Annotated in this window: 18 protein-coding genes; 5 read left to right on the forward strand and 13 right to left on the reverse strand. The window is 49.5% G+C overall.

What is annotated here, in order from left to right:
• Positions 1–82: 82 nt before the first annotated feature.
• From KTH89_RS06975 to KTH89_RS06985, 3 genes are read right to left on the reverse strand one after another with little or no spacing between them, the layout of a single operon-like run.
• The gene (locus KTH89_RS06975) at positions 83–2,578 is read right to left on the reverse strand and encodes a glycosyl hydrolase family 95 catalytic domain-containing protein (protein WP_238721178.1); all 2,496 of its coding nucleotides are present in this window, start codon (positions 2,576–2,578) and stop codon (positions 83–85) included.
• Between the two features lie 60 nt (positions 2,579–2,638).
• Complete coding sequence (locus tag KTH89_RS06980; protein ID WP_238721179.1) at positions 2,639–4,090, reverse strand: HD domain-containing protein; 1,452 nt, start codon at positions 4,088–4,090, stop codon at positions 2,639–2,641.
• A 53-nt stretch (positions 4,091–4,143) separates the two neighbouring features.
• The gene (locus tag KTH89_RS06985) at positions 4,144–4,983 is read right to left on the reverse strand and encodes a YARHG domain-containing protein (protein ID WP_238721180.1); all 840 of its coding nucleotides are present in this window, start codon (positions 4,981–4,983) and stop codon (positions 4,144–4,146) included.
• A gap of 251 nt (positions 4,984–5,234) precedes the next feature.
• Here KTH89_RS06985 and KTH89_RS06990 point away from each other — a divergent pair, with 251 nt between their 5' ends.
• The 3 genes from KTH89_RS06990 (at position 5,235) to KTH89_RS07000 (ending at position 7,510) form a co-directional block, all read left to right on the forward strand.
• On the forward strand, positions 5,235–5,978 hold the full coding sequence (locus KTH89_RS06990) for a MerR family transcriptional regulator (RefSeq protein WP_238721181.1): 744 nt from the start codon (positions 5,235–5,237) through the stop codon (positions 5,976–5,978).
• A gap of 67 nt (positions 5,979–6,045) precedes the next feature.
• The gene (locus KTH89_RS06995; RefSeq protein WP_238721182.1) at positions 6,046–6,780 is read left to right on the forward strand and encodes an ABC transporter ATP-binding protein; all 735 of its coding nucleotides are present in this window, start codon (positions 6,046–6,048) and stop codon (positions 6,778–6,780) included.
• The gene (locus tag KTH89_RS07000; RefSeq protein ID WP_238721183.1) at positions 6,767–7,510 is read left to right on the forward strand and encodes an ABC transporter permease; all 744 of its coding nucleotides are present in this window, start codon (positions 6,767–6,769) and stop codon (positions 7,508–7,510) included. The genes KTH89_RS06995 and KTH89_RS07000 overlap by 14 nt, the downstream gene beginning before the upstream one ends.
• Here KTH89_RS07000 and KTH89_RS07005 read toward each other — a convergent pair.
• Positions 7,497–8,411 carry a LysR family transcriptional regulator gene (locus KTH89_RS07005; RefSeq protein WP_238721184.1) on the reverse strand — a complete coding sequence of 305 codons (915 nt, stop codon included), beginning with the start codon at positions 8,409–8,411 and terminating at the stop codon, positions 7,497–7,499. The genes KTH89_RS07000 and KTH89_RS07005 overlap by 14 nt on opposite strands.
• A 279-nt stretch (positions 8,412–8,690) precedes the next feature.
• On the opposite strand from KTH89_RS07005, the gene KTH89_RS07010 reads away from it, so the two are divergent.
• The gene (locus KTH89_RS07010; RefSeq protein ID WP_238721185.1) at positions 8,691–9,422 is read left to right on the forward strand and encodes a DUF554 domain-containing protein; all 732 of its coding nucleotides are present in this window, start codon (positions 8,691–8,693) and stop codon (positions 9,420–9,422) included.
• 66 nt (positions 9,423–9,488) lie between these two features.
• Here KTH89_RS07010 and KTH89_RS07015 read toward each other — a convergent pair whose 3' ends face one another.
• From KTH89_RS07015 to KTH89_RS07030, 4 genes are all read right to left on the reverse strand, one after another.
• Entirely contained in the window at positions 9,489–9,899 is a 411-nt protein-coding gene (locus KTH89_RS07015; RefSeq protein ID WP_158343603.1) for a TIGR04076 family protein, read from the reverse strand.
• A gap of 108 nt (positions 9,900–10,007) precedes the next feature.
• A complete protein-coding gene (locus KTH89_RS07020) occupies positions 10,008–10,256 on the reverse strand; it encodes a hypothetical protein (RefSeq protein ID WP_238721186.1) in 249 nt (82 codons plus the stop codon).
• 208 nt (positions 10,257–10,464) lie between these two features.
• Entirely contained in the window at positions 10,465–10,644 is a 180-nt protein-coding gene (locus tag KTH89_RS07025) for a hypothetical protein (RefSeq protein ID WP_238721187.1), read from the reverse strand.
• Between the two features lie 247 nt (positions 10,645–10,891).
• Positions 10,892–12,220 (reverse strand): alpha-L-fucosidase, encoded by a 1,329-nt coding sequence (locus KTH89_RS07030; protein WP_238721188.1) that lies wholly within the window; start codon positions 12,218–12,220, stop codon positions 10,892–10,894.
• 259 nt (positions 12,221–12,479) lie between these two features.
• Here KTH89_RS07030 and KTH89_RS07035 point away from each other — a divergent pair, with 259 nt between their 5' ends.
• Positions 12,480–13,364 (forward strand): AraC family transcriptional regulator, encoded by an 885-nt coding sequence (locus KTH89_RS07035; protein ID WP_238721189.1) that lies wholly within the window; start codon positions 12,480–12,482, stop codon positions 13,362–13,364.
• Positions 13,365–13,444: 80 nt separating this feature from the next.
• On the opposite strand, the gene KTH89_RS07040 is transcribed toward KTH89_RS07035, so the two are convergent.
• The 5 genes from KTH89_RS07040 to KTH89_RS07065 all read right to left on the reverse strand — a co-directional run bounded on the left by KTH89_RS07040 (position 13,445) and on the right by KTH89_RS07065 (position 20,590).
• Complete coding sequence (locus KTH89_RS07040) at positions 13,445–13,687, reverse strand: putative signal transducing protein (RefSeq protein WP_238721190.1); 243 nt, start codon at positions 13,685–13,687, stop codon at positions 13,445–13,447.
• Between the two features lie 75 nt (positions 13,688–13,762).
• The gene (locus KTH89_RS07045) at positions 13,763–14,563 is read right to left on the reverse strand and encodes a hypothetical protein (protein ID WP_238721191.1); all 801 of its coding nucleotides are present in this window, start codon (positions 14,561–14,563) and stop codon (positions 13,763–13,765) included.
• Between the two features lie 407 nt (positions 14,564–14,970).
• Positions 14,971–16,776 carry a cupin domain-containing protein gene (locus tag KTH89_RS07055; protein ID WP_238721192.1) on the reverse strand — a complete coding sequence of 602 codons (1,806 nt, stop codon included), beginning with the start codon at positions 16,774–16,776 and terminating at the stop codon, positions 14,971–14,973.
• A 45-nt stretch (positions 16,777–16,821) separates the two neighbouring features.
• Positions 16,822–17,868 (reverse strand): phosphotriesterase family protein, encoded by a 1,047-nt coding sequence (locus KTH89_RS07060; protein ID WP_238721193.1) that lies wholly within the window; start codon positions 17,866–17,868, stop codon positions 16,822–16,824.
• A gap of 46 nt (positions 17,869–17,914) precedes the next feature.
• On the reverse strand, positions 17,915–20,590 hold the full coding sequence (locus tag KTH89_RS07065) for a glycoside hydrolase family 38 N-terminal domain-containing protein (protein ID WP_238721194.1): 2,676 nt from the start codon (positions 20,588–20,590) through the stop codon (positions 17,915–17,917).
• Between the last annotated feature and the right edge of the window lie 14 nt (positions 20,591–20,604).

Below are 20,604 nucleotides of genomic sequence, written 5' to 3' on the forward strand. Positions count from 1 at the left end.
TAGCATATGATTTTCGAACAATCAAGAATAGAAAAACCTTTTATTAGCTTCTCTGCAAAGAAGAATACCAACCGATGGATTTTCACCGCTCACCAATCTCCAGATAATAACGTTTCCCAGCCAGTGTTTGAAATTCAATTCTGTCACTGCTTACGCGCTGCGCCTCTACCGTGCTGCCCGCTTCATCCAGCAGTCTGGCCTGTTGAATACCGGCATAGTGAACGGACACCGTCCCCGCTTTGACTGCATGCACACAGGCACGCAGCAGCCGGCCCGCTTTCCATTCCACATCCCAGATATTATTCCCCCGGGCTGCCAGCCCCTGAAAGCTTCCGTCCCGCCACTCCCGCGGCAGCGCAGGCAGCAGACGCGTGACGCCCGTCTTGCTCTGCAGCAGCATCTCACAGATACCCGCCGTCAGTCCAAAGTTTCCGTCGATCTGGAACGGAGGATGCGCGTCGAAGAGATTCGGATATATACCTGTCCGGATCAGCATTTGAATCAGCCGATAAGCCTTATCGCCTTCTCCGGTTCTGGCCCGGGCATTGATCCTTTGCCCCATTCCCCAGCCGGTGCTCACATCCGTGCGCTGATCCAGCGCCACAACCGCGGCGCGCAGAAGCTTCTCATTGTCCAAGGAAATCAGGCTTCCCGGATACAGCCCCAGCATATGGGACAGATGGCGGTGCGCATATCCTTCCGATTCTTTTATACTGTCCGCCTTGCCTTCCTCGAACCATTCTTTCAGCTGTCCGTCATCTCCGATTTCAACGGGGCCTTTTAGCCGCTTCTGGTTCTCTTTCCAGATTTCCGTCAATTCACGGTCCACCCCCAGCAGCCCGGCCCCGCGGATGGCGTCCTCATAGAGCTGCCAGATCAGCGTATGCTCGTAGGTATTTCCCTCGGTCCGCGGGCCGTGCTCGGGTGAATAGGCCGGGGACGCTGCCAGCGTTTTGTCAGCCCTCAGGACCAGCAGCTGGTCATAAAGCTTTGCCTCCTCGCGCATCATGGGGTATATGATATTTTTCAGCATCTCCTTGTCGCCTGTAAATTCATAGTATTCCCAGCAATTCTGAAGAATCCAGGGCACCGCCGCAGGGGACCAGCCCCAGTCGAAGGACCAGCCCGGGCAGGTCCAGCCAAACGGAGTATTCTGGGTATGGGCCATGAATCCATTTTCCGGCTCCATGGGCGTACTTTCGATACCGGCATAGATCTTCGCGGTAACCCGGCCCGGCTCTCTTAAGGAGTCCACATAGCGGATCAGCGGCAGGATACATTCCGCCATATTGGCGGGGCCTGCCGGCCAGTAATTCATCTGAAGGTTCACATTCAGGTGATAATCGGAGCTCCAGATGGGAGCATTGGACACGTTCCAGACCCCCTGAAGGTTCGCCGGGAGCTGTGAATCCTCACGGGAGGAACTGATCAGCAGATACCTTCCATACTGGAACAGCAGCACCTCCAGATAGCTTTTCTCCGATTCGGAGGCCAGTCCGCTTTTATATCTTTCCAGCAGCCGGTCTGTCGTATAACGGGAGCTTTCCGTTCCAAGGTTAAGGCTGACCCGGGAAAATATCTTCCGATAGTCACGGATATGTTCTTCCTTTAACCGTTCGTAACCACAGGCAGCCGCGCGTTCCAATACCTGCGCGACTCTCTCTCTGAGCGCCTCCGAGGTTTCCCCGGTGCGGTATGCAGGCCAGCGGTTTTCATAATCGGTCGCGGCGGCCAGATATAAGACAGCGGATTCTGCCTCATTGATAACCAGCCGGTCACCGGCCGCCTTTATATTTCCCCCGTCCGTCTCTACTTTTAGGATCGAGCAATATTTTAGCCCGTTATCCTTCACTTCTCCTTCAAGTTTAAGAATATTCTGTTCTGCAATCGTAATTCCCTGCTGCGCGGAGTCAAAAGAGATCACCAGATTCAGCTTATCTTCTCCCTGGGCCGACAGCTTTGCAGCCAATACCTTCGCCGGATGGCTCATAAAATATTCCCGTTCGTAACGGGTCCCACCGTGTACCTTCGGCGTTTCATCAGAAGCGCAGCAGGCTTGGCCGCAGTCAAAGGCCACCTGCGCCATCGCATTGTCAAGATTAAGGCTCCGCCGGTAATTTCCGGCAATGTCCTCATCTATCCCTTCGTACCGGATTCTTAAGTTTCCCCAGCACTGATAAGCGCCGTATCCATCGACGCCTCCTGTCAGTTCCTCGCAGGCCTCGGAGGCCTCGGCATTTCTTCCTTCCCGAAAGAGCTTCTGTATCTTTCTGAGGGTCTTGCCATCGCGCCCGCGTTCTTCCAGATTCCCGCCCATATAATCCGGCCGGCCAGGGCCGGGGCCTCCGGTCCAGAGGGTCTTCTCATTAAAGGTCAGGCGTTCTTCACCGATTCCGCCATAAATATTCGCCCCCATATCACCGTTGCCGATCGGCAGGGTGTACTGCTGCCATATATTTTCCTCCGCCGACCTGCCGGCACCGGGACTTAATATCAGAGCGCCTTTGGCGGCCGGTTCGTTATATTGTAGAATAAGCTTTGATCCGTTCAGGCCCGGATTCTTCCCCAATTGTTCCATGAGTGGTCTCCTATTCGATTATTCCGGCTGGTTCTGCCAACTTCCCTTTCCGCCGTCCGTTTACATTTGTACCGGAAGCGCATACTCTCTTAAAATACAAACCTTGGTCGAATACAGGCGGGACATCAGGGACGCCGGGCTGTCCGACAGCAGGATGGGTTCCTTCCCCTCCTCAATAATCGTAATCCCCTCCTGAAGCCGCCGTATCCTCATGATATCTGCCTGCTGCGGGCTGATCTTACCCTCTTCCAGAAGTTTTAGCAGCTTCTGTTCATACACCGCCGAAGGCTGCTGATGGGTAAAGCTCTCGATATTCAGAATCGGAACCGTTTCGGCATCATCCCTGTATACATTCCGGCAGATCGGGTTTTCCTTAAGATGCTCCCGCAATTCTTCCTCGCTCGAAAAGGTCACGGAGATCTGCTTATTCTCCGTCAGATCCAGTTCCTGGTATTTCAGCAGAAGTTCCTGGAATACATCCGCATAAGGGGAATATCCCATGGACACATGATGCACGCTGTCCCAGAACGCCCGGTCTGTAAAATACAAAAACTCCGTCTTACCGTTATGTTTCTTGATATACTGGAGCAGCACCTCGGGAGACGGATACTCGCTGGTATTCTTGCTGATGAAGATCTCCGTCAGTGTGCGGGCCATGAATTCCAGTATGGAAACATGCCGGTTAAAAAAGACCTGGGTATAAGAATAATAGCGGTTCATCAGGAACTGATCGGCGATGGATATCCCTTTGGGATGAACCCCGATAATCTCCCCGCCGTGATAATCCGTCCTCGCTAAATTTCTCAAAAAGAGGCCCAGCTCAAATCCGCCGTAGCTGGTCCCGGAAAACGTGGCGTCCCTCATGATATAATCGATCCGGTCGGCGTCCAGTTCGGAATGGACCAGCTGCACCAGGCCGGAGATTTTGGGATTGCGTTCCACATTTCCAACTATAATATCACAGATATTTTCAATGGTGATCAGAGGACAGCCGCCGCAATGTCTGTCAATGATACCGCGGATATCCCCGTCGCTTTTAATCACCTGTTCCGTAATATGTTCATGGTGATAGGGATTCGAGGGTTCCTGCATATAGTGCAGCCGGGTATCCCCAACGGAATGAAGTCCATCGATCACCCTTTGCTTCTGATTCCTCACAACGTCCTCGGGATTCGCAGGCAGGCTTTTATACGCCCGCTCCCCCACATGGGAAAGCGGGTAATGCCCGATGTCATGAAGCAGCCCGGCCAGCCGAACCAGCTGCCGTTCTTCGCCGGAATACCGCAGCTGGATCGCCATCTGATCCGCCAGATGCATTACGCCCAGGGAATGGATAAATCGGGTATGTTCCGCTCCCGGGAATATCCAGTTCGTAAGCCCCAGCTGTTTGATACTCTGCAGTCGCTTAAAAATCGGGAGCTCTATAATTTCCTTTTCCACGGCCGTGAATTCAATAAAGCCATGCACATTGTCCAATATTTTGTCTATAAATCTGACCTGATATCCGTCCATTTTTCATCCTCCGAAAACTGCCCCATTACCGCATCCTGCACACGGCAGCCCAATTAAGGCTCCCAATGATCCAGCTTAGCCAACAGTTCCACATTTCCCTGCTCTACCTCATTAAACACCGAGGCATCAAACTCGTCCGCCGCCGTTTCGGGATTATACCATTCCTGTCCCCGGAAATATGCATCCAGATCCGGATCGCTGAACATGTAACCATGTCTGGCATAGATTTCATTTTTTGCCAGATGGATTATGAGACTCGGGCAATCCTGAAAATCTTCCTCTTCATATTTTCTTTTGTCCGTTTCAAACATCGGCTCCATGACAATGTCCATACCGGTGCGTTCGTGCTGTTCATGCCACCCCACTACCTCGGGCCAAAAAGAACATTGTTCCCTGTATGCCGCCGGCTCATTTTCTCCTGACGAGCCGCCGTCCGGTAATATTTCCGGGTCTGATACGCTTCCCTGGCGCCGCACTGTGGAACCGGTGACCGACATGCCGATCGGATTGCTGTCACTTAACTTTAAGTCTTCCACCGTTACGGTGATCTCATCCCCGTTGAATGCAAACCGCAGCACACCACTGCTGCCCCAGCCGTCGTCGGCAAAAGAATACTCCGCCTGTCCAGCCTTAATCTCACAGGAAATCTCATCCACTCCGGCTTCCCGGTTATAGGAGCTGGTATTATAGTAATAGCTTCCTGTCATCTTCGTCTGTTCGATTTCCACCGACAAGCTCGCGCCGCCCTGCGCCCTTGTGTAGTCCGCCGAATAGCCTCCCGTGGTCCATAAACCGCTATAGGAAGAATAATCTTCCCGTTCCGGAGTTTTCCCGCATCCGAGCGTCTGAAAGGCCAATAGTATCAAGCTTAATAATGTAAGTTTTCTAAGCATCCAAGTAGTCCTCCTGTTTTCAATACTGCCGCTGTCAAATTATTATATAGTCTCACTATAACATCCTATCACACATCCGGTATAATAAAATACTGTCTCTATTATATATTCCCGGAACCTAATTGACTATATTTATTTTTATTTCGTAATAGCCGGTCCGCTATTCAGGAATACTAAAGCATCTGCAACCCTCCACTATAACACCAGCCTTTTCAACTATGATATGATCTTCTTAGTCAGGAGGTACATCCATGAATACTTACAGAACTTCCCAGGTGGCGGCCATCGTCGGAGTGCATCCGAATACGGTGCGGCTGTATGAAAAATTGGATCTTATACCAAAACCGGAGCGGAGGCCTAACGGCTACCGCATATACACGGATTTTCATATCGAGCAGTTCAAGCTCGTGCGGCTCGCTTTTCAGGTTGAGGTGCTGCAAAACGGCCTTCGGAAAAAAATTGTCCGCATGGTAAAAGCGTCAGCCTCAGGTAACTTTGATCATGCGCTGGCCCTCACACAGGAATATCTGACCCAGCTCGGCCAAGAGCGTCAAAACGCGGAGGAGGCGGTTGAAATCGCAAAACGCATCCTGGCCGGGCAGCCCCAGGAAAACGCGCGTTTTCTGAAACGCAGGGAAGTATCCGCCTATCTGAATATTTCCATGGATACTCTGCGGAATTGGGAGATGAACGGCCTGCTTTCGGTCAGGCGAAAACAAAACGGATACCGGGTGTACACAGACCAGGACATCAAACGTTTGAAAATTATTCGTTCCCTGCGCTGCGCCAACTATTCACTGGAAGCGATTTTGCGCATGCTGCAGCAATTATCGGCCAATCCGGACGCGGATCTCAAAGAGGCGCTCAACACGCCGGAGGAAGACACGGACATTATCTCGGTGTGCGATAAACTGATCGTTTCCCTGTCCGCCGCCGAACATAACGCCCTGCTTTTAATCGAAAAACTGCAGGCGATGAAAATCCGTTTTTCCTAAACCCTCCACTTTACCACCAATGTTTTTCTTGGTGGTATTCTTTTTTCACAAACAAGGAGGTAAACATATGCAGGAAATCATTAAAGTGGAGCATCTCACAAAATCTTATGGCAAGCGGATCGCGGCGGACAACATAAACCTGTCCGTCCCCCGGGGAACGGTCTTCGGACTGCTGGGCGCTAATGGGGCCGGAAAAAGTACCACTATGGAGTGCATCTTAGGCACCAAAAAAGCGGACGGCGGAAAGGTATCCGTGCTGGGCATGAATCCGCTGACGGACCGCAGACAGCTGTTCGAGAAGGTTGGCGTGCAGTTTCAGGAAGCCAGCTATCCGGACAAAATAACCGTATCCGAGCTGTGCGAAGTCACCGCGTCTTTGTACCGGCAGACGGCCTGCCCGGATGAGCTGCTGGACCGCTTCGGCATCGGCGGCTGTAAAAAAAGCCTGGTCAAAGATCTGTCCGGCGGGCAGCGCCAGCGCTTGTTTATCGTTCTGGCCCTCATTCCCGATCCCGAAGTCGTCTTTCTGGACGAGCTGACCACAGGGCTGGACGCGAAGGCCCGCCGGGATGTCTGGAAAATACTCTTTGCCCTCAAAGAAAAAGGGGTAACGATTCTTCTGACTTCCCATTTTATGGATGAGGTTGAGGTACTGTGCGATCGCATTTGTATTTTAAGAAAAGGAAACATCGTGTTTTCCGGCACGGTTTCGGAAGCGGTAAAAAACAGTTCCTGCGATAAATTCGAGGACGCCTATCTTTGGTATGCGGAAAGGGAGGAAGAAACAAATGAAAGCTTTTAAGACCATGTTAAAGACGGAGCTGAAATTGTCCCTGCGGGGAATGGATATGTTCATATTTGCGATTTGTATGCCCTTGATTGTACTTATCATTCTTGGGGTAATATATGGAAACAAGCCGGCCTTTGAAGGCGCGGGATATACATTTTTGGAGCAATCCTTCGGGGCGCTGGCCGCTATCTCCATCTGCGCCGGCGGGGTGATGGGACTGCCGCTGGTCGTCTCAGAATACAGAAGCCAGGGTATCTTAAAGCATTATAAAGTAACTCCGGTAAGCCCTTCCCTGATCCTGGCCGTCCAGGTAACTATCTATACGTTGTATTCGGTAGTTTCCCTTATCCTTCTGTACCTTACGGCCGCTTTATTCTTTGCGTACCGGTTTTCCGGATCCTTACTGCACTTTTTAGGCGGTTATCTTCTGGTGATCCTGTCCATGTTCAGCATCGGCATGATGGTGGGCGGCATTGCCCCGAATCCTAAAATTGCCGGCGTGACCGCCAGTATCTTGTATTTCCCCATGCTGATTTTCTCGGGCGCGACCCTGCCTTACGAGGTAATGCCGGCGGCGCTTCAAAAGGCTGCGGATATATTGCCGCTGACCCAGGGGATCAAATTGCTGAAGGCAGCCACTTTGGGGCCGGGGGCCGGCCAGACTTTATTTCCTGTCATTGTGATGGCCGTCGTCGCCGCCGTCTGCATTTTCGTATCCGTTACCTGTTTTAAATGGGAATGACCGGAGGATCAGACCTGTCTTCCAGCAGCCGCATAAATTCCTTCATGGGAACCGTCAGGAATTTGTTCTTATGCCAGAACACCTGGCGGTAAATAAGCACCTCATATTCGGGAATCCGGATTGGTACGATGGTTTTATCCGCCAGTTCCTTCTCCACGATATACAGCGGCAGATAGGAAATCCCCTGGTTTTGCTCCAGCAGTCTGCGGATCACCTCCGTATTCCCGGTTTCCAGATAAGGACTAAGCGTCATGCCGTTCAGGGATAACAGCTGGCTTAACGCATAGCTGTATCCCACATGGCATTCCGTCAGGATCAGTTCTTCGTTTAATATCTCTTCAATGCCGATCTTCTCCCCGCGCTTTGCTCTGACTGCCAGCGGGTGCTCCGGCGACGCCAGAAAATAGACGGTCTCTTCTTTGATCACACGCCCTACCCATTCGGAACCAATGATATTCTGATCGATGATATATGCGAAATCCAGTTCATTGTGCAGCAGCATATCATACATCATTTCCCTTGTTCCAACCTTGACGCAGACCTGAATCTTCGGGTATTTCCGGTGGTATTCCTGAATCATACCGGGAAATTCGGCCGCCAGAATCGATTCCGACATACCCACATTGATCTTTCCCGCATGCCGTTTTTCCGTGTGAAATAATTCTTTCAGCGAATCGCTGTCCGAGAGCACCTGCCTGGCGTAGGTCAGGAACAAATTCCCGTCCTGCGTCAGATAGATATTTTTTCCGATCCGGTCAAAGAGCAAAACCCCCAGCTCCGCCTCCAGATTCTTAATCTGCAGGGTTACATTGGCCTGGGTATAACCAAGCTCTTCCGCGGTTCTTGAAAAATTCAGTTTTTCCGCTGCCTTGACAAATATCCGCAATTCCCTGAGATCCATAGCCCTATCACCTGTCACTTATTATCAATAAAAAATAGTAGCGCTCGAAAAAGCCTCGCTGACTATTTTTCATGCATCGCACGTAAGCGGCTAAAGGACAGCCGCTAAGTGCTCATAGCTATAAATAATATTTATAATTATTCTAAATTTTATTAATTTTACTTAATCTTAAGCTTATCTTATAGTATTATTAGTCATCCGTCCAGTATTATTCGGTTCCGCCGAAAAAGCCGTCGGATGCCTGAACGGTGATGGAAAAGCATACATGGGGAGGAACTTATGATTGGGTTAGGGACATTGATCAACACAGCGGCCGTCATCGGGGGAAGCGCCCTCGGCATGTTGTTTAAAAACGGTCTTAATGAAAAGATACAGGATACCATGATGAAAGGAAGCGGCGTCGCCATCATTTTTATCGGCGTCACCGGCACACTGCAGCATATGCTGGTGGTAACTGAAACCGGTATCGAGACGCAGGGCACGATGCTTCTCATATTCTCCCTGGTTCTCGGAAGCCTGCTGGGGCAGATCATTAACGTGGAAGCCAGAATGGAACAGATCGGAGAAAAGTTAAAGGCCGCCGTCCATGCGAAAAATGACAACCATTTTGTAGAGGGCTTTGTCAATACTTCTTTGATTATCTGCGTGGGCGCCATGGCCATCGTGGGGGCGCTCCAGGATGGACTGACCGGGGATTACTCCATGCTGGCGGTAAAGTCCGTGCTGGATTTCGTGATCGTCCTGGTCTGCGCGTCCACATACGGTATCGGGGTGCTTTTCTCCGCCATCCCGATCTTTGTTTATCAGGGCCTGATTACTGTGCTGTGCTCGCTGTTCGGGGTGTTCGTCAGCGACCCGTTGATCGCCAATCTTTCTTACATAGGCTCCGCATTGATTTTCTGCGTGGGTATCAACGTATCCTTCGGCAAGAAGTTCCCGGTTGGAAATATGCTGCCGTCTCTTTTTATACCTGTTATATATGAATTGCTCCAGTTGATTCATATTTTATAGCTATGAGCACTTAACGGCTGCCTTATAGCCGCTTACGTGCGATGCATGAAAAATAGGAATTGTCACTTAGCCAGTATAAGCCTTATCTGCACTATTTGAAAAATCCTGTTTCTCAAGCCATGCCCTTTCTTCCTCTGTTTCAGGAATATCAATTCTTTCAATCTTAAAAATAACTGGTCTTGTTCCATCGTTACAGCAGGCAATCATCATCCTGTCATCATTCGTCCAATTATGCATGATTGAACCACCCTGTAAAGCTGTGTAAACATATCTGCTGATGGCATCCCACGCTTCTCCACAAAACTGTCCATTGAGCAGATGGTAAAAATCGTCCCTCTCTGGCGTTCTCTTTAATGTGAAAGTATCTCCAACTTTGAAACATGGGCAGGCACCCGACTTCGGATCAGCAAGATATTTTTCTTGATATTCCGGAAAAACCTTTGTTTCCAACACCGTAATTTTACATTCATGTTGCATTTATAGCACCTCCAGCATATAGCTTTTGTCGAGCACATCTTCTCTGTCGAAGGTTCTTGTTACCTTTATCCAACAAGACATAGCAAACAATCTAATGAATTAGTCACTTTAATCGTTCCATTGATAATCGGAAATATATGCGCTTCTATATAATTTCAAGATTGGTAAATCGTCATAAATATAAAACATCAATGGTCGTTTTAATAAATTATTTGGCAAGTCCTCATCTAATTCCATTATAAAGCACTCTGTTAAACCGTCAGTTGTGGTTTTGTTATCAATGGCTATAATCAACGAGGTTTCATCTATGATAACTTTTTCGTCTGTATCCGAAAATGATATTTCTAATCTCTTCATTGTTACTCCCTGTTATGTTTGGATAGTGTAATGGAAAATCCATATCCTTGTTGTAAAAGTCCGGCATATTCCAAAGTGTCATGGTATTCTTCCTGGAATTTCCTGACACTGTCTGCCGCAAACAGACTTTCCACGGTACAAATGTCATCCACCACCAGAGGAATATATTCTGCCGTTTCCTCAAAGAGTGAGCTGTCAATACCGTGCTTTATTGCTTCCCTTTTTGAATCTTTACTGTACTGTAAGAAACTGTAATTACTCCAATTAACATTACAATACCATCTGTTCTTATGAGCCAATCAGGCAAATGGAAGATAAATTTATTTACGACCATTACAAGTACGGTGACAATCAAGACACAGATGCTGACCCACTGCATTTTTTTCATTTTCGCATCTCCTCAGCTTATGATTTTTATCGTACATCTTTTCTGCCAAAAGCAAATAAACACGACCTAGCTATTTCCATTCTAATATCAGCGTGCGGTAATGTCAAACGGCTCCTTTCGCATCATAACTTTATGTTAACATATCCTTTTTTGTTCATCCGCCCCCCAATCGTACACCTTCCTTTAACTGACAAACTGCCGCCCCATCGGACGGCAGTTGTCATTTTTTAGAAATAATTCTTTGCAATTACATAATCCTATTCAGGCGGAAAACCGCAACGTTTTGTGAGTCGCCAAAATTCTTAACCGTAAAGCGCAGCCCCCCGTCGATCTTAGCAGTATCCGCTTCCACTTTCGGGTCCAGCGGTACGGCGTTTCCGCTCAGGCCGGGAACCGTAACCGAGACTTGGCTTTTGCCCTTGGCATCGATCAGCACATAGAGCGCGCCGTCCCGTTCTGTAAAATGCACCTGGATCTGATCCGTATATTTTATGGATTCCCTGCTGCTGCAGCGGCTTCCGTAGATCGCTTCCCCATTAACGCCAAGCCATTCTCCGATGGCCAGCAGGCGTTTTTCCTGTTCTTCCGGAATCGTGCCATCCGCTCTGGGCCCGATGTTCAGCAGCAGATTTCCATTGTTGGCTACGGTGGAAACCAGCAGGCTGATGGCATCCTCGATGCTGATTATCTTGTCGTCGCTCTCCATGGCATTATAGCCGAAGGAAAGGCCCATTCCGCGGCACATTTCCCATTTTTCCCTGCGGTTGGCGCTTCCGGACTGGTATTCTTTCGTGGTAAAGTCATAGTAAAGGTCATTGAACCGGTCATTTACCACACCGTCCTCCACCGTATTATAGTAATGCGACAGCAGATAAGGCAGATTGTGTTCTCCCTGGCGGGGCCATCCGATATCGTTCCAGAATACGGACGGGGCGTAGCGGTCGATCAGCTCCATGGACTGGTTATACGCGTAATCCGCGTATGCGAACGTCGGGCTGGCCGTGTGGAACAGGTCGTCATTATTCAGGATCGGATCATCCGCGAAAGTCCAGTCCACGATTCCCGAATAATAAAGACCCATCCGCAGATTCTCTCCCCGCACCGCGTCCGTCAGATCTCCGACGATATCCCGCTGCGGGCCTCTTTTCGAAGCGTTATAATCGGTATATTTGCTCGGGAAGAGACAGAATCCATCGTGATGCTTGGTCGTCAGTACCACATATTCCGCTCCCGCTTTTTTAAACAGCCTGGCCCATTCGGCCGGGTTCCATTTCTCCGCCTTCCACATGTCCGCAAACTGCTCGTATTTGAAATCCTTCCCGTACTTTTTTACATGGTAATCATACGACGGCCCATAACCCACATGGATGGAATTATAATACCACTCGGCGTAAGGATTGTTGGAAAACCAGGTTTCATCCGGAGGGACTTCCCCCAGTTCCCATGTCTGCGGCGCAAAAGCCGGAACCGAATACAAACCCCAGTGAATAAAAATACCGAATTTTCCGTCCTCGTACCACTGCGGAACCTGATGTTCTTTCAGCGATTCCCAAGTGCTGGCATATCTTTTTTTCATTGCTTATACCCCTTTTACATTTTTCTTTTATTCTATCCCTTGGCGACGGGTAAAATCCAGACAGGCAGAGGACATTCTCCTGGCGTCGATGTCGTATACGCATATTTTTCTGTTCTAATTGTCCATCGGAATCAAGATGCAAAAACATAGGCGCTGCAGCAAGCAGCCGCCGCAAAAAGAAATGTGCGAGTTGACAAAATGCTGTCCTGAAATTAAACTTAACAGTATCCTATTAACACATGACCTTCGGAGGATTCCTATGGCCGATTATCCGTTTCAGCTGGGCTCCTGGCTGTTCCTCACCCCCCAGCTCTCCTCTTCCATAATGCAGGCGCCGGTGCCGGAGCATGAGCACAGTACCGGAATCTATGAGGTGCACTATATTACATCGGGTTATGGCACGCTGATCGCATCCGGCCAGCGTTTTGACCTGTATCCCGGTATTCTCTATGTGACAGGTCCCCATATCCCCCACAGCCAGCTGCTGCCGGAGCAAAATCCCATGGCGGAGGCATGCGTCTACTACAAAGTCTCTGCGCTTACCGGCAAATCGGCCGCTGCGCCCGGTTCTGAGAAAGAAGATTCTGTCGTCCGCGTTCTACTGGAACATCCATTTTGGATCGGCAGGGATCATCACGGAATCCGTCCGCTGCTGGATCATATCTTCACTGAGCTGGCGCAAAAAAGTCCTGAAACGGACCTTATGGTAAGCTGTTACTTAAAGCAGCTGGTTCTGCTTCTGGTCCGCAATATAAGAGACAGCCGTAAGCTCCAGGGAAATGTAACTACGCCCGCTGCCGGTGAAATCGACCTGAACAGCAAACGCTTTTATCTGATCGAATGCGCTTTTTTGTCGGAATTCCAGACGATCACCCTTTCTTCACTGTCCTCCCGGATCGGCCTGAGCACAAGACAGACGCAGCGGCTGCTGCAAACCTATTACGGCATGGACTTTAACCAGAAACGTGTACAGGCCAGGATGGCAAAAGCCAGGCTTCTGCTGGAATCCACCGATCTGCCGGTGGGAAAAATCGCCGAGGCGGCAGGCTACGCCACCTCGGAACACTTTTGTAATACATTCCGTAAAGTCTATCAGATGACGCCTTTGCAATACCGCAGGAAAGAGGGGGGCCAGCCTTCTTGATTACTATGGCAGAAAGAGCCGGAGGGCTAGCTTTCGCTATCCTTCCGGCTCATAGCTGGAAAATGTCTGTTCATAAAATCTTATTCCTCCGGTTCACAGATGCCGATCGTCCGAAGCACCTCTAACGCCCTCTTTGCGTCATCCCTGTCAACAATGATGTCTTCTCCAAATATGGAGTTTCCTCCGTATACATCCATGATTCCGCCGCTGCCCACTCCCTGCCGGAATGCGGGGATGTCATTTTTCTTGAGTACTTCCAAAATCATATCCGCCTGTACCCGATCCTCAGCGGAATATATTTTTACTTCTCGCATTGCTCTCATAGGAGCACCTCCTTCATTCATCCGAGTATATTTACGGTTTCAACAGCCTTTCCACTAATGATAATGCAAATAAACTCACCGGTTCACCGTCTTCCCTACGATAACAAACCCATTGGCGTTATCCGCAGGACGCACCCGGAACACCACGGAACCCGCATTTTCATCCCCTTCAAACGCAGTATTATATTTCACTATATAGATATCATCCCCTTCAAGGGTACCGTCCTGATACGTAAATGTGAAATCCGGAAAATCCGAAAGACCGATATAATAATAACCATCCCGGTAAAAGCAGGACGTCTGTCCCGGACTCATATCCTCAAACGCAGGCTTATAATCCGGCAGATCCACGCCTAAGGCCAATTTCACATAGGCCTCCATATCTTCAAGGCTAACCTTCACTACCTTTTCCTGCATCTGCAGGTCTTCCCGCGTTACTTCCTCGATCTCCTCATCTCCCCAGGCGCCGGTATATGACAAGAAGATAAACTCATGCCAGAATTCATCATCCATCTCGGCAGGATCAGAAAATTCCGGCAGGCAATAACACATTTTTCTCAAAAACTCTTTGCCCGCTTCGGACAACTGTAACTCAGCGGCTTTTCCATCCGCCGCCGCGCCTTCCTTACCCGAAGAACTGCTTCCCTGATCCGTCACATCCTTTTGACCGGGTTCCTGTTCCTGGGCGGATTTGTTTTCCTGCTCTGCTCCTACCGGAGTAGTTTCACTGTCCTGTTCCGCTTCCTTTCCCGCCGGCTCCGGTGTAGCTGAATCCGCGGAAGGCTTAGCAGTATTTCCGTTTCCGGAAGCGCATCCGCTCACCCCTGCCATACTCAAGACTGCGCACAACATCATAACAACCGCTAGTTTTTTCATAGGATACTCCTCTCTTTCTGATTGTCCTAAGAAGTTTCTGATAGTCAAATCCCCGGCATACGTATGATTTTAAACCACCTCAACCAATGCCTGGAATCCATATTTGCTTTAGCATTATTATAACATAAAGGCAGATAAAATTCTTGTAAATTATCATATATGTGCCGCCCTTCTTTCATCCTACCAGAATGGATCAGGAAAATGGTCAAAGCCTGTATCTTGGAGCCGGTATTGGTATGTTCCTGCCCGGTTTGATTCGAAAAGGTATTAGAGAACAGGCTGAACCTTTTCTTTTATGTCTACGCACAGCATAATAGGCGCTGCCAAAACCAGCGCCTATTATGAAATCGCGCCATTTATCGGGGACGCGCTTTCCTGGGTTCTCTTCCGGGAGACTCCCAGTTATTTTATTTTTTCATATAGAAAATCACACAGGTACAAAAGCAGCCGTCTTCCGATATCATTTCATAGTCGCCAAAATACGCGGGTACCGCTGCGCATTGCAGCCTTTCTATACTTGCGCATAATTCCGGGTTGGTTTTACTGCGTATAGTCACATTATGGCCAACCGTCAAGGTGATCATCTGCAGATGCCTGCCTGCCGTCGTATATTCACCCCGCTTATCGAAATAGATCCGTTCTATATCAAACGGCATCTCCGGCAGACTAGAGAACTTATCCATCCAATATTCTTTTGTCCAGAGGGTTACCTCCGCCCGGGCGCGCAGGTTCTCCTGCACATACCCGGCCCGCCGCCAGTGTTCATTGTCAAATGCATGTTCCAGATGCATTTTCAGCGGCTTACCGGTCATAGTCTTCTTTTCATCATCCCATGACGGACGGGCGAAATCGTACTGGAAGAAGGAATACTCGGTTCCGGCTATAGAAGGGCTGGTGTCCATTTCCAGCACCATCTGGTTGCCGCCGTGTCCATGAGCCGTTCCCGGCGGAATCAGATACAAATCCCCTACATTGGACTTCCAGTTCGCAATATAATCTTTCCAGTTTTCAATAGGCTCCAGATTATTGGACTCATAGCACTTATTTTCAAACTCTTCCAGATCACAGTTGTCTTTGAACCCCATCCACGTATTCGCGCCTTCATATGCCTCTGCGATATAATAAGTTTCATATCTGCCCAACGGCTCATTGAAATGCTGCTTTACATAACGGCTTCCCGGATGATTATGGATCGGCATGGAAATGCGCTCCGCAGGCTGCCGGTCCGGAAAATACCCGTCATCCAGCCAGATATCAAGGGGCCACAAGTCCGGATAGTTTTCAGCCATATAGTCGCCTGTCACTTCCCGGTTATATTGCAGCAGATTGATCAACGGGAAATTAAGCGTGCGTTCCGCGCCGAAATCGATCACCACCGACATTTCCGGCCCGGACATCTTATTCCAAGCGGATATCTCAAGGCCCTCGATCTCCCAAAGGTCTTTGTGCCGGTATGCCCCCCATGGGCCGGGCTGGAAGATCTGTACCTGTTTGATCGGATATTTCACAGCGGTGTTTATCATTTCGTCATAGGCAGTCCGGGGAACCAGTTTCAGATCCTCCGTATCGAAAGCCTCCACAAAATAATCCATCTGTGTCAGCATGTATTTCTTGTGGCGGTATAACAGATAGAAATCATTATAATGATACTCTTTCCAGTTATAGCTTTGAGCCGGTTTCGTACAGCCAAACGGGATCAGTTCCCCTTCCCACATTTTAAGTTCAAGGCGCTGCATGGTAATATCCAGGTAAAAGATTCTGTTATACCTGCTCTTAAGTTCCGGTACCGCAGCCCCCGGTCCGTACACCATAGCCGGCTTCTGCGCCTGTCCCAGCTTATCATATAGCGCTTTCCATGCGTCCGCATCCATAATATCCGAAATCATGCCGCTGTCATTGACATACCCAAACCCCGGATCTTCCGTAACATAAGGCTGTTTATATTTCGCAAGCTCCTCCTGTGTAATATATAATGTACTTGCATCAATAAACTCACAGTCCGCCCCTCGCCGCTCCAGTTCCAAATGCACCTTTTCCGCAATCGCCTGATAATCCACTCCATACCAGCCGTCAAGGGCTACCACGCCCGCAGCCTGCATCTCATCCGCGATCAATTCCACTACCTTATCCGTACCAAATACGGCCGATTCTCTGGATTCCTTACTGATTCTGATCACATTTTCCGCGTTATGCTTATCTTCATACAATGGCATTTTCCTTACCTCCTGTTTTTATCCAATTTTGCTTCTTTCCTGATCCTATTCAGGCAGCGCCAGAATTCTGGCCGGATTCGATACCAGCATGCGCCTGATTGCCGTATCCCGGATACCCTCCAGACGCATAAGCGGGAGAATATTTTCCAGAATATGCGCGTATCCGCCCCCGCCGTTTTTTACATAGCAGACCTTGAAGCACAAATCCTGGGACAGTACCAGCTGTTTGCCGTAACCCAGCTCGCAGAGCCGGGCAATCCTCCGAATCCGGTCAATATCCCGCGGCAGCCACAGTCCTTTTTCACCTTCCACCTTAATCAGGAACTCCAATCCGAACTGATCGAAGGAAATATTGACGCCGCGCTGCAGGAGCCGCTCCAGATAGCCCGCATCCCCGCTGAAGGGATCACAGTGGCACAATACCGTTTTTTTCAGGTCTCCGCCGTTTTCTTCAAAGACGTCCAGGATGTCATGGCCGATCTTCTTTAATCCGGGCTGATGAATCAGTACGGCCGCCCCTGTCGCAGACTGAGCTTTTGCGGCGGCGGCCAGGGACTGCTGCTCGCATTCGGGAAAGTCTTCGGTGACGCCGATCTCCCCGATCACTCCCGCTTTGATATCCGTACCGTCCACTCCCTCGGTCAGTTCCCTTACGAACAGCTCCGTTTTTTCTTCACATGTCAGGTTCTTAGTCTCAGCGCAGGAGCCCTGCACATAAACGCCGGTTGCCATGATAATATGAAGCCCTGTCTTTTGGGATATTATTTTCTCCGCTTCCGGATACCGCCCGATTCCCAGGCAGGAACAGTCTACCAGGGCGCCGCCGCCGGCCTTCTTAAGACGCATCACCTCCGGTACCGCTTCCTCCGTATCCAGCTGCTTCGCATTATCCCTGTGATTATGCATATGGCACAAGCGGATCTTGCAGAGATCCTCCAAGCAAATCTTTCTGGCCAGAAATGCTTCTTCCGGCTTCTCCGGATCGATCTCTTTTTGATAAACTTCCTGGTTCCATAAAAGGTGCTCGTGCATCATGGTGATCCCAAGCTGTTCCGGCGCAATGGGTCCCAACACTGTATTGATATAACTCATATATCCTCCTTCCGCCGTCATATAGCCGGCATAAATAAACCGATCTTTAAAACCGTACCCTTACCGTAACCGTTTCATACGCCCCTACGGGTATACGCTCCGGCGCTATCTCACAGATGTCTTCTTCCGTAATGGTGCACTTTACGGCGGAGCATACTTTCCGATCCGCAAACGAAAGCCCCGCCTCCACCGCCCGTCCCTCTGTCTCTTTGATTCTGATAATGAATCCGTCATTGTTTTCCGCCTTTTTAAAGCAGGTAATACAGAGATTTTCCGGATCTACATTGACCTCTTCGCAAGGCATGGTGCCGGGCAGAATCACAGGCGGATATATGGCGTTTTCCGCAAAGGATTCCGCCTGCACCCGGCTCCCTGTGGTTACCGAGTAGCGGTAGATCACTTCGCCCTGCTGTACCGGAGGGAAATTCGTCTGGCAGTTATTATATAAAATCATCGATGCCATGCTGGCGTTTTTCATATCTCTTCCGTTCACGTACGGCTCCTGGGACCCTGCCGGGCTTAAATGCCGGTGCGCCTGGGATACCGCCGTCGGATGAATCCCTCCGAATTCCATGATACGCGCTTCGTCCATAATCAACAGACAGGCATAATCTTTTCCTTCCGCCTTACACCAGTGCTGGCATGCGAACTGATTTGTATTCCCGCCTTCTACGATATCTTCAAAAACCCGCACCGGTGTTCCGATCCCCTGGAATGTAAACCTGGGACTCTCCATTTGAAATGGAAATACCACAAATGCCTCCCGCAGCGGTATTCTGTCCAGAACCAGCCGGTACGAAAAATCAATCCTTTTCATGGTGTGGTACAGCGTGATCTCCGTTACGATCATCGGTATCGAATAAACCGTGTGGTATAGCACCATACTATCCGCCACCGCTCCCGACATGCGGTGATACATACGCTCCATTTTCGGCTCTAAGATCTCGTTCGTCTCTATATTTCTGACCAATACCTGCCCTGCCGGGCGGCTCTTATCCATAACGTACCTGCCGGTCTCTTTATCATATACCCCGGCCAATACGCCGTTGACCGTATCGAACTCCAACCGGTAAAAGCGGTTTTCAAATATGTTTTCCGTGCATTTTACCTCTTCCGGGATCGCAATACTTCCTGCAGGCCGCAGTTGTGTCAGGGTAAGATTACCTCTTTCTGGCGTTACGATGGTATACTGTTTGACCGCTTCGTCCGGAAGTTTCATGGCGTATCTGTCTGTCAGCCCACAGACCGGCAGCCGGACATCCTCTATCATGTCACACTGAACAAGAACCGCATGTTTTATTAAATCTGTTTTTTCCGATTCCATGTTTCTGACCTCGGTTTTTCCAGGCTCTATGATAGCGGCATCTATTAGCATATATGTATCATTTCCCGGCTCCTTTTCACGCGGCCCGCACTGCAATAATGTGGCCGCCGACTTACCCTTCCTGCCCGATGCACAGAATAAGGTATAGATATTCTCTTCATTTCCAGCGGCAGCGGATTTTACAGCATCCCACAGTTCCCGGACCTTTTTTGCAGCCCGGAACGCGTAATTCATCTTCAGGGACCTGTTATACTCATATTGATAGCCAAAGGTGTCCATGCCAAAGCAATGCTCGTCATATAAGATAACATCCGAATATGCCGATTCCATCGCCTCTCTGATATCATTCCCGCGTCCTGATAAAAGCGACATTGCATTCAGCTTCTCCAGTATCGAAAGCTTTCCTTTTGTCCGGGCATTCAGCGCGGACATCTGCGCTTCTGAGACAGAACACGTGGTATAATCCGTATGAGGCAGTTCCCCCACGACCGTCTTTCGCGTTTTACCCTCACAATCCCTTTGCAGCGCTTCAAAAAACATGCTTTCCGTCGCCACAATGCATTTGATATCCTCATGCTCCTGGTTCCAGCGCCTGACCACATCGGAAATAGCCATGACAGGCGGTACATTATCCATACCGTGATCCACATAGCGCATGACCTGATACGGGACTCCTTTTGCCTTTAGTTCCGCTATATATTCCGGCAGCTCCCTGCATACCTCCTCATAAACTTCCGCTTCAAACACGGTTCGGATCACTTTGCTCATATGCCCATAGCCGAACTGGTACCACGTAAAGACCTGGCCCCCGTCAAGTGCTTTCCACCGATATGCCGCCGGATATCCCCAGTCAAAGAGCTTTTTTTCGTCCCAAAAAGATTTTTTATTTTCCAAACGATTGCCTTCACAGTCTTCCCATTCGAAATAGGTCGGAAAACCGGTAAACAGATAGGGGACGCCCGCCTCAGAAAGGGCTTTGATAATCCCCGCGCTCATTCCGGGTATATCCGTTAAGGCTGCGGAGGTGATTTTTACGCCGCATTCCCTAGCATAAGCCGCAGACGGATACATCAGCCGTGCAATTTCCTCCTCCGAACAGATACCGTCTATGACATTGGCATAAAATGCCTGTATCTCAATCCTGCCGCTTTTTACATAGTCCTTCATACGTTCCCGGTTGGCCTTTGACGTGTGTTTCAGATAGTAGTCCAAAGACCAGAAGGACTCCACGGTATACCGGTACTGCGCTTCGGCCGGATAATCTGCCGTACGGTCACAGAAATCCAACACGTCGTCATAATAACCACAATAGGTTTCCAAAAGCTCATCGATTGCCTGCGTGTACCCCAGGTCGTGATGTGTCTTTGGTACAAAATAAACATAAAATGGCTTCTTCATATAACCTCCCCGTT

Source organism: Diplocloster agilis (assembly GCF_019042275.1).
GTDB classification, from domain to species: Bacteria; Bacillota; Clostridia; order Lachnospirales; family Lachnospiraceae; genus Diplocloster; species Diplocloster agilis.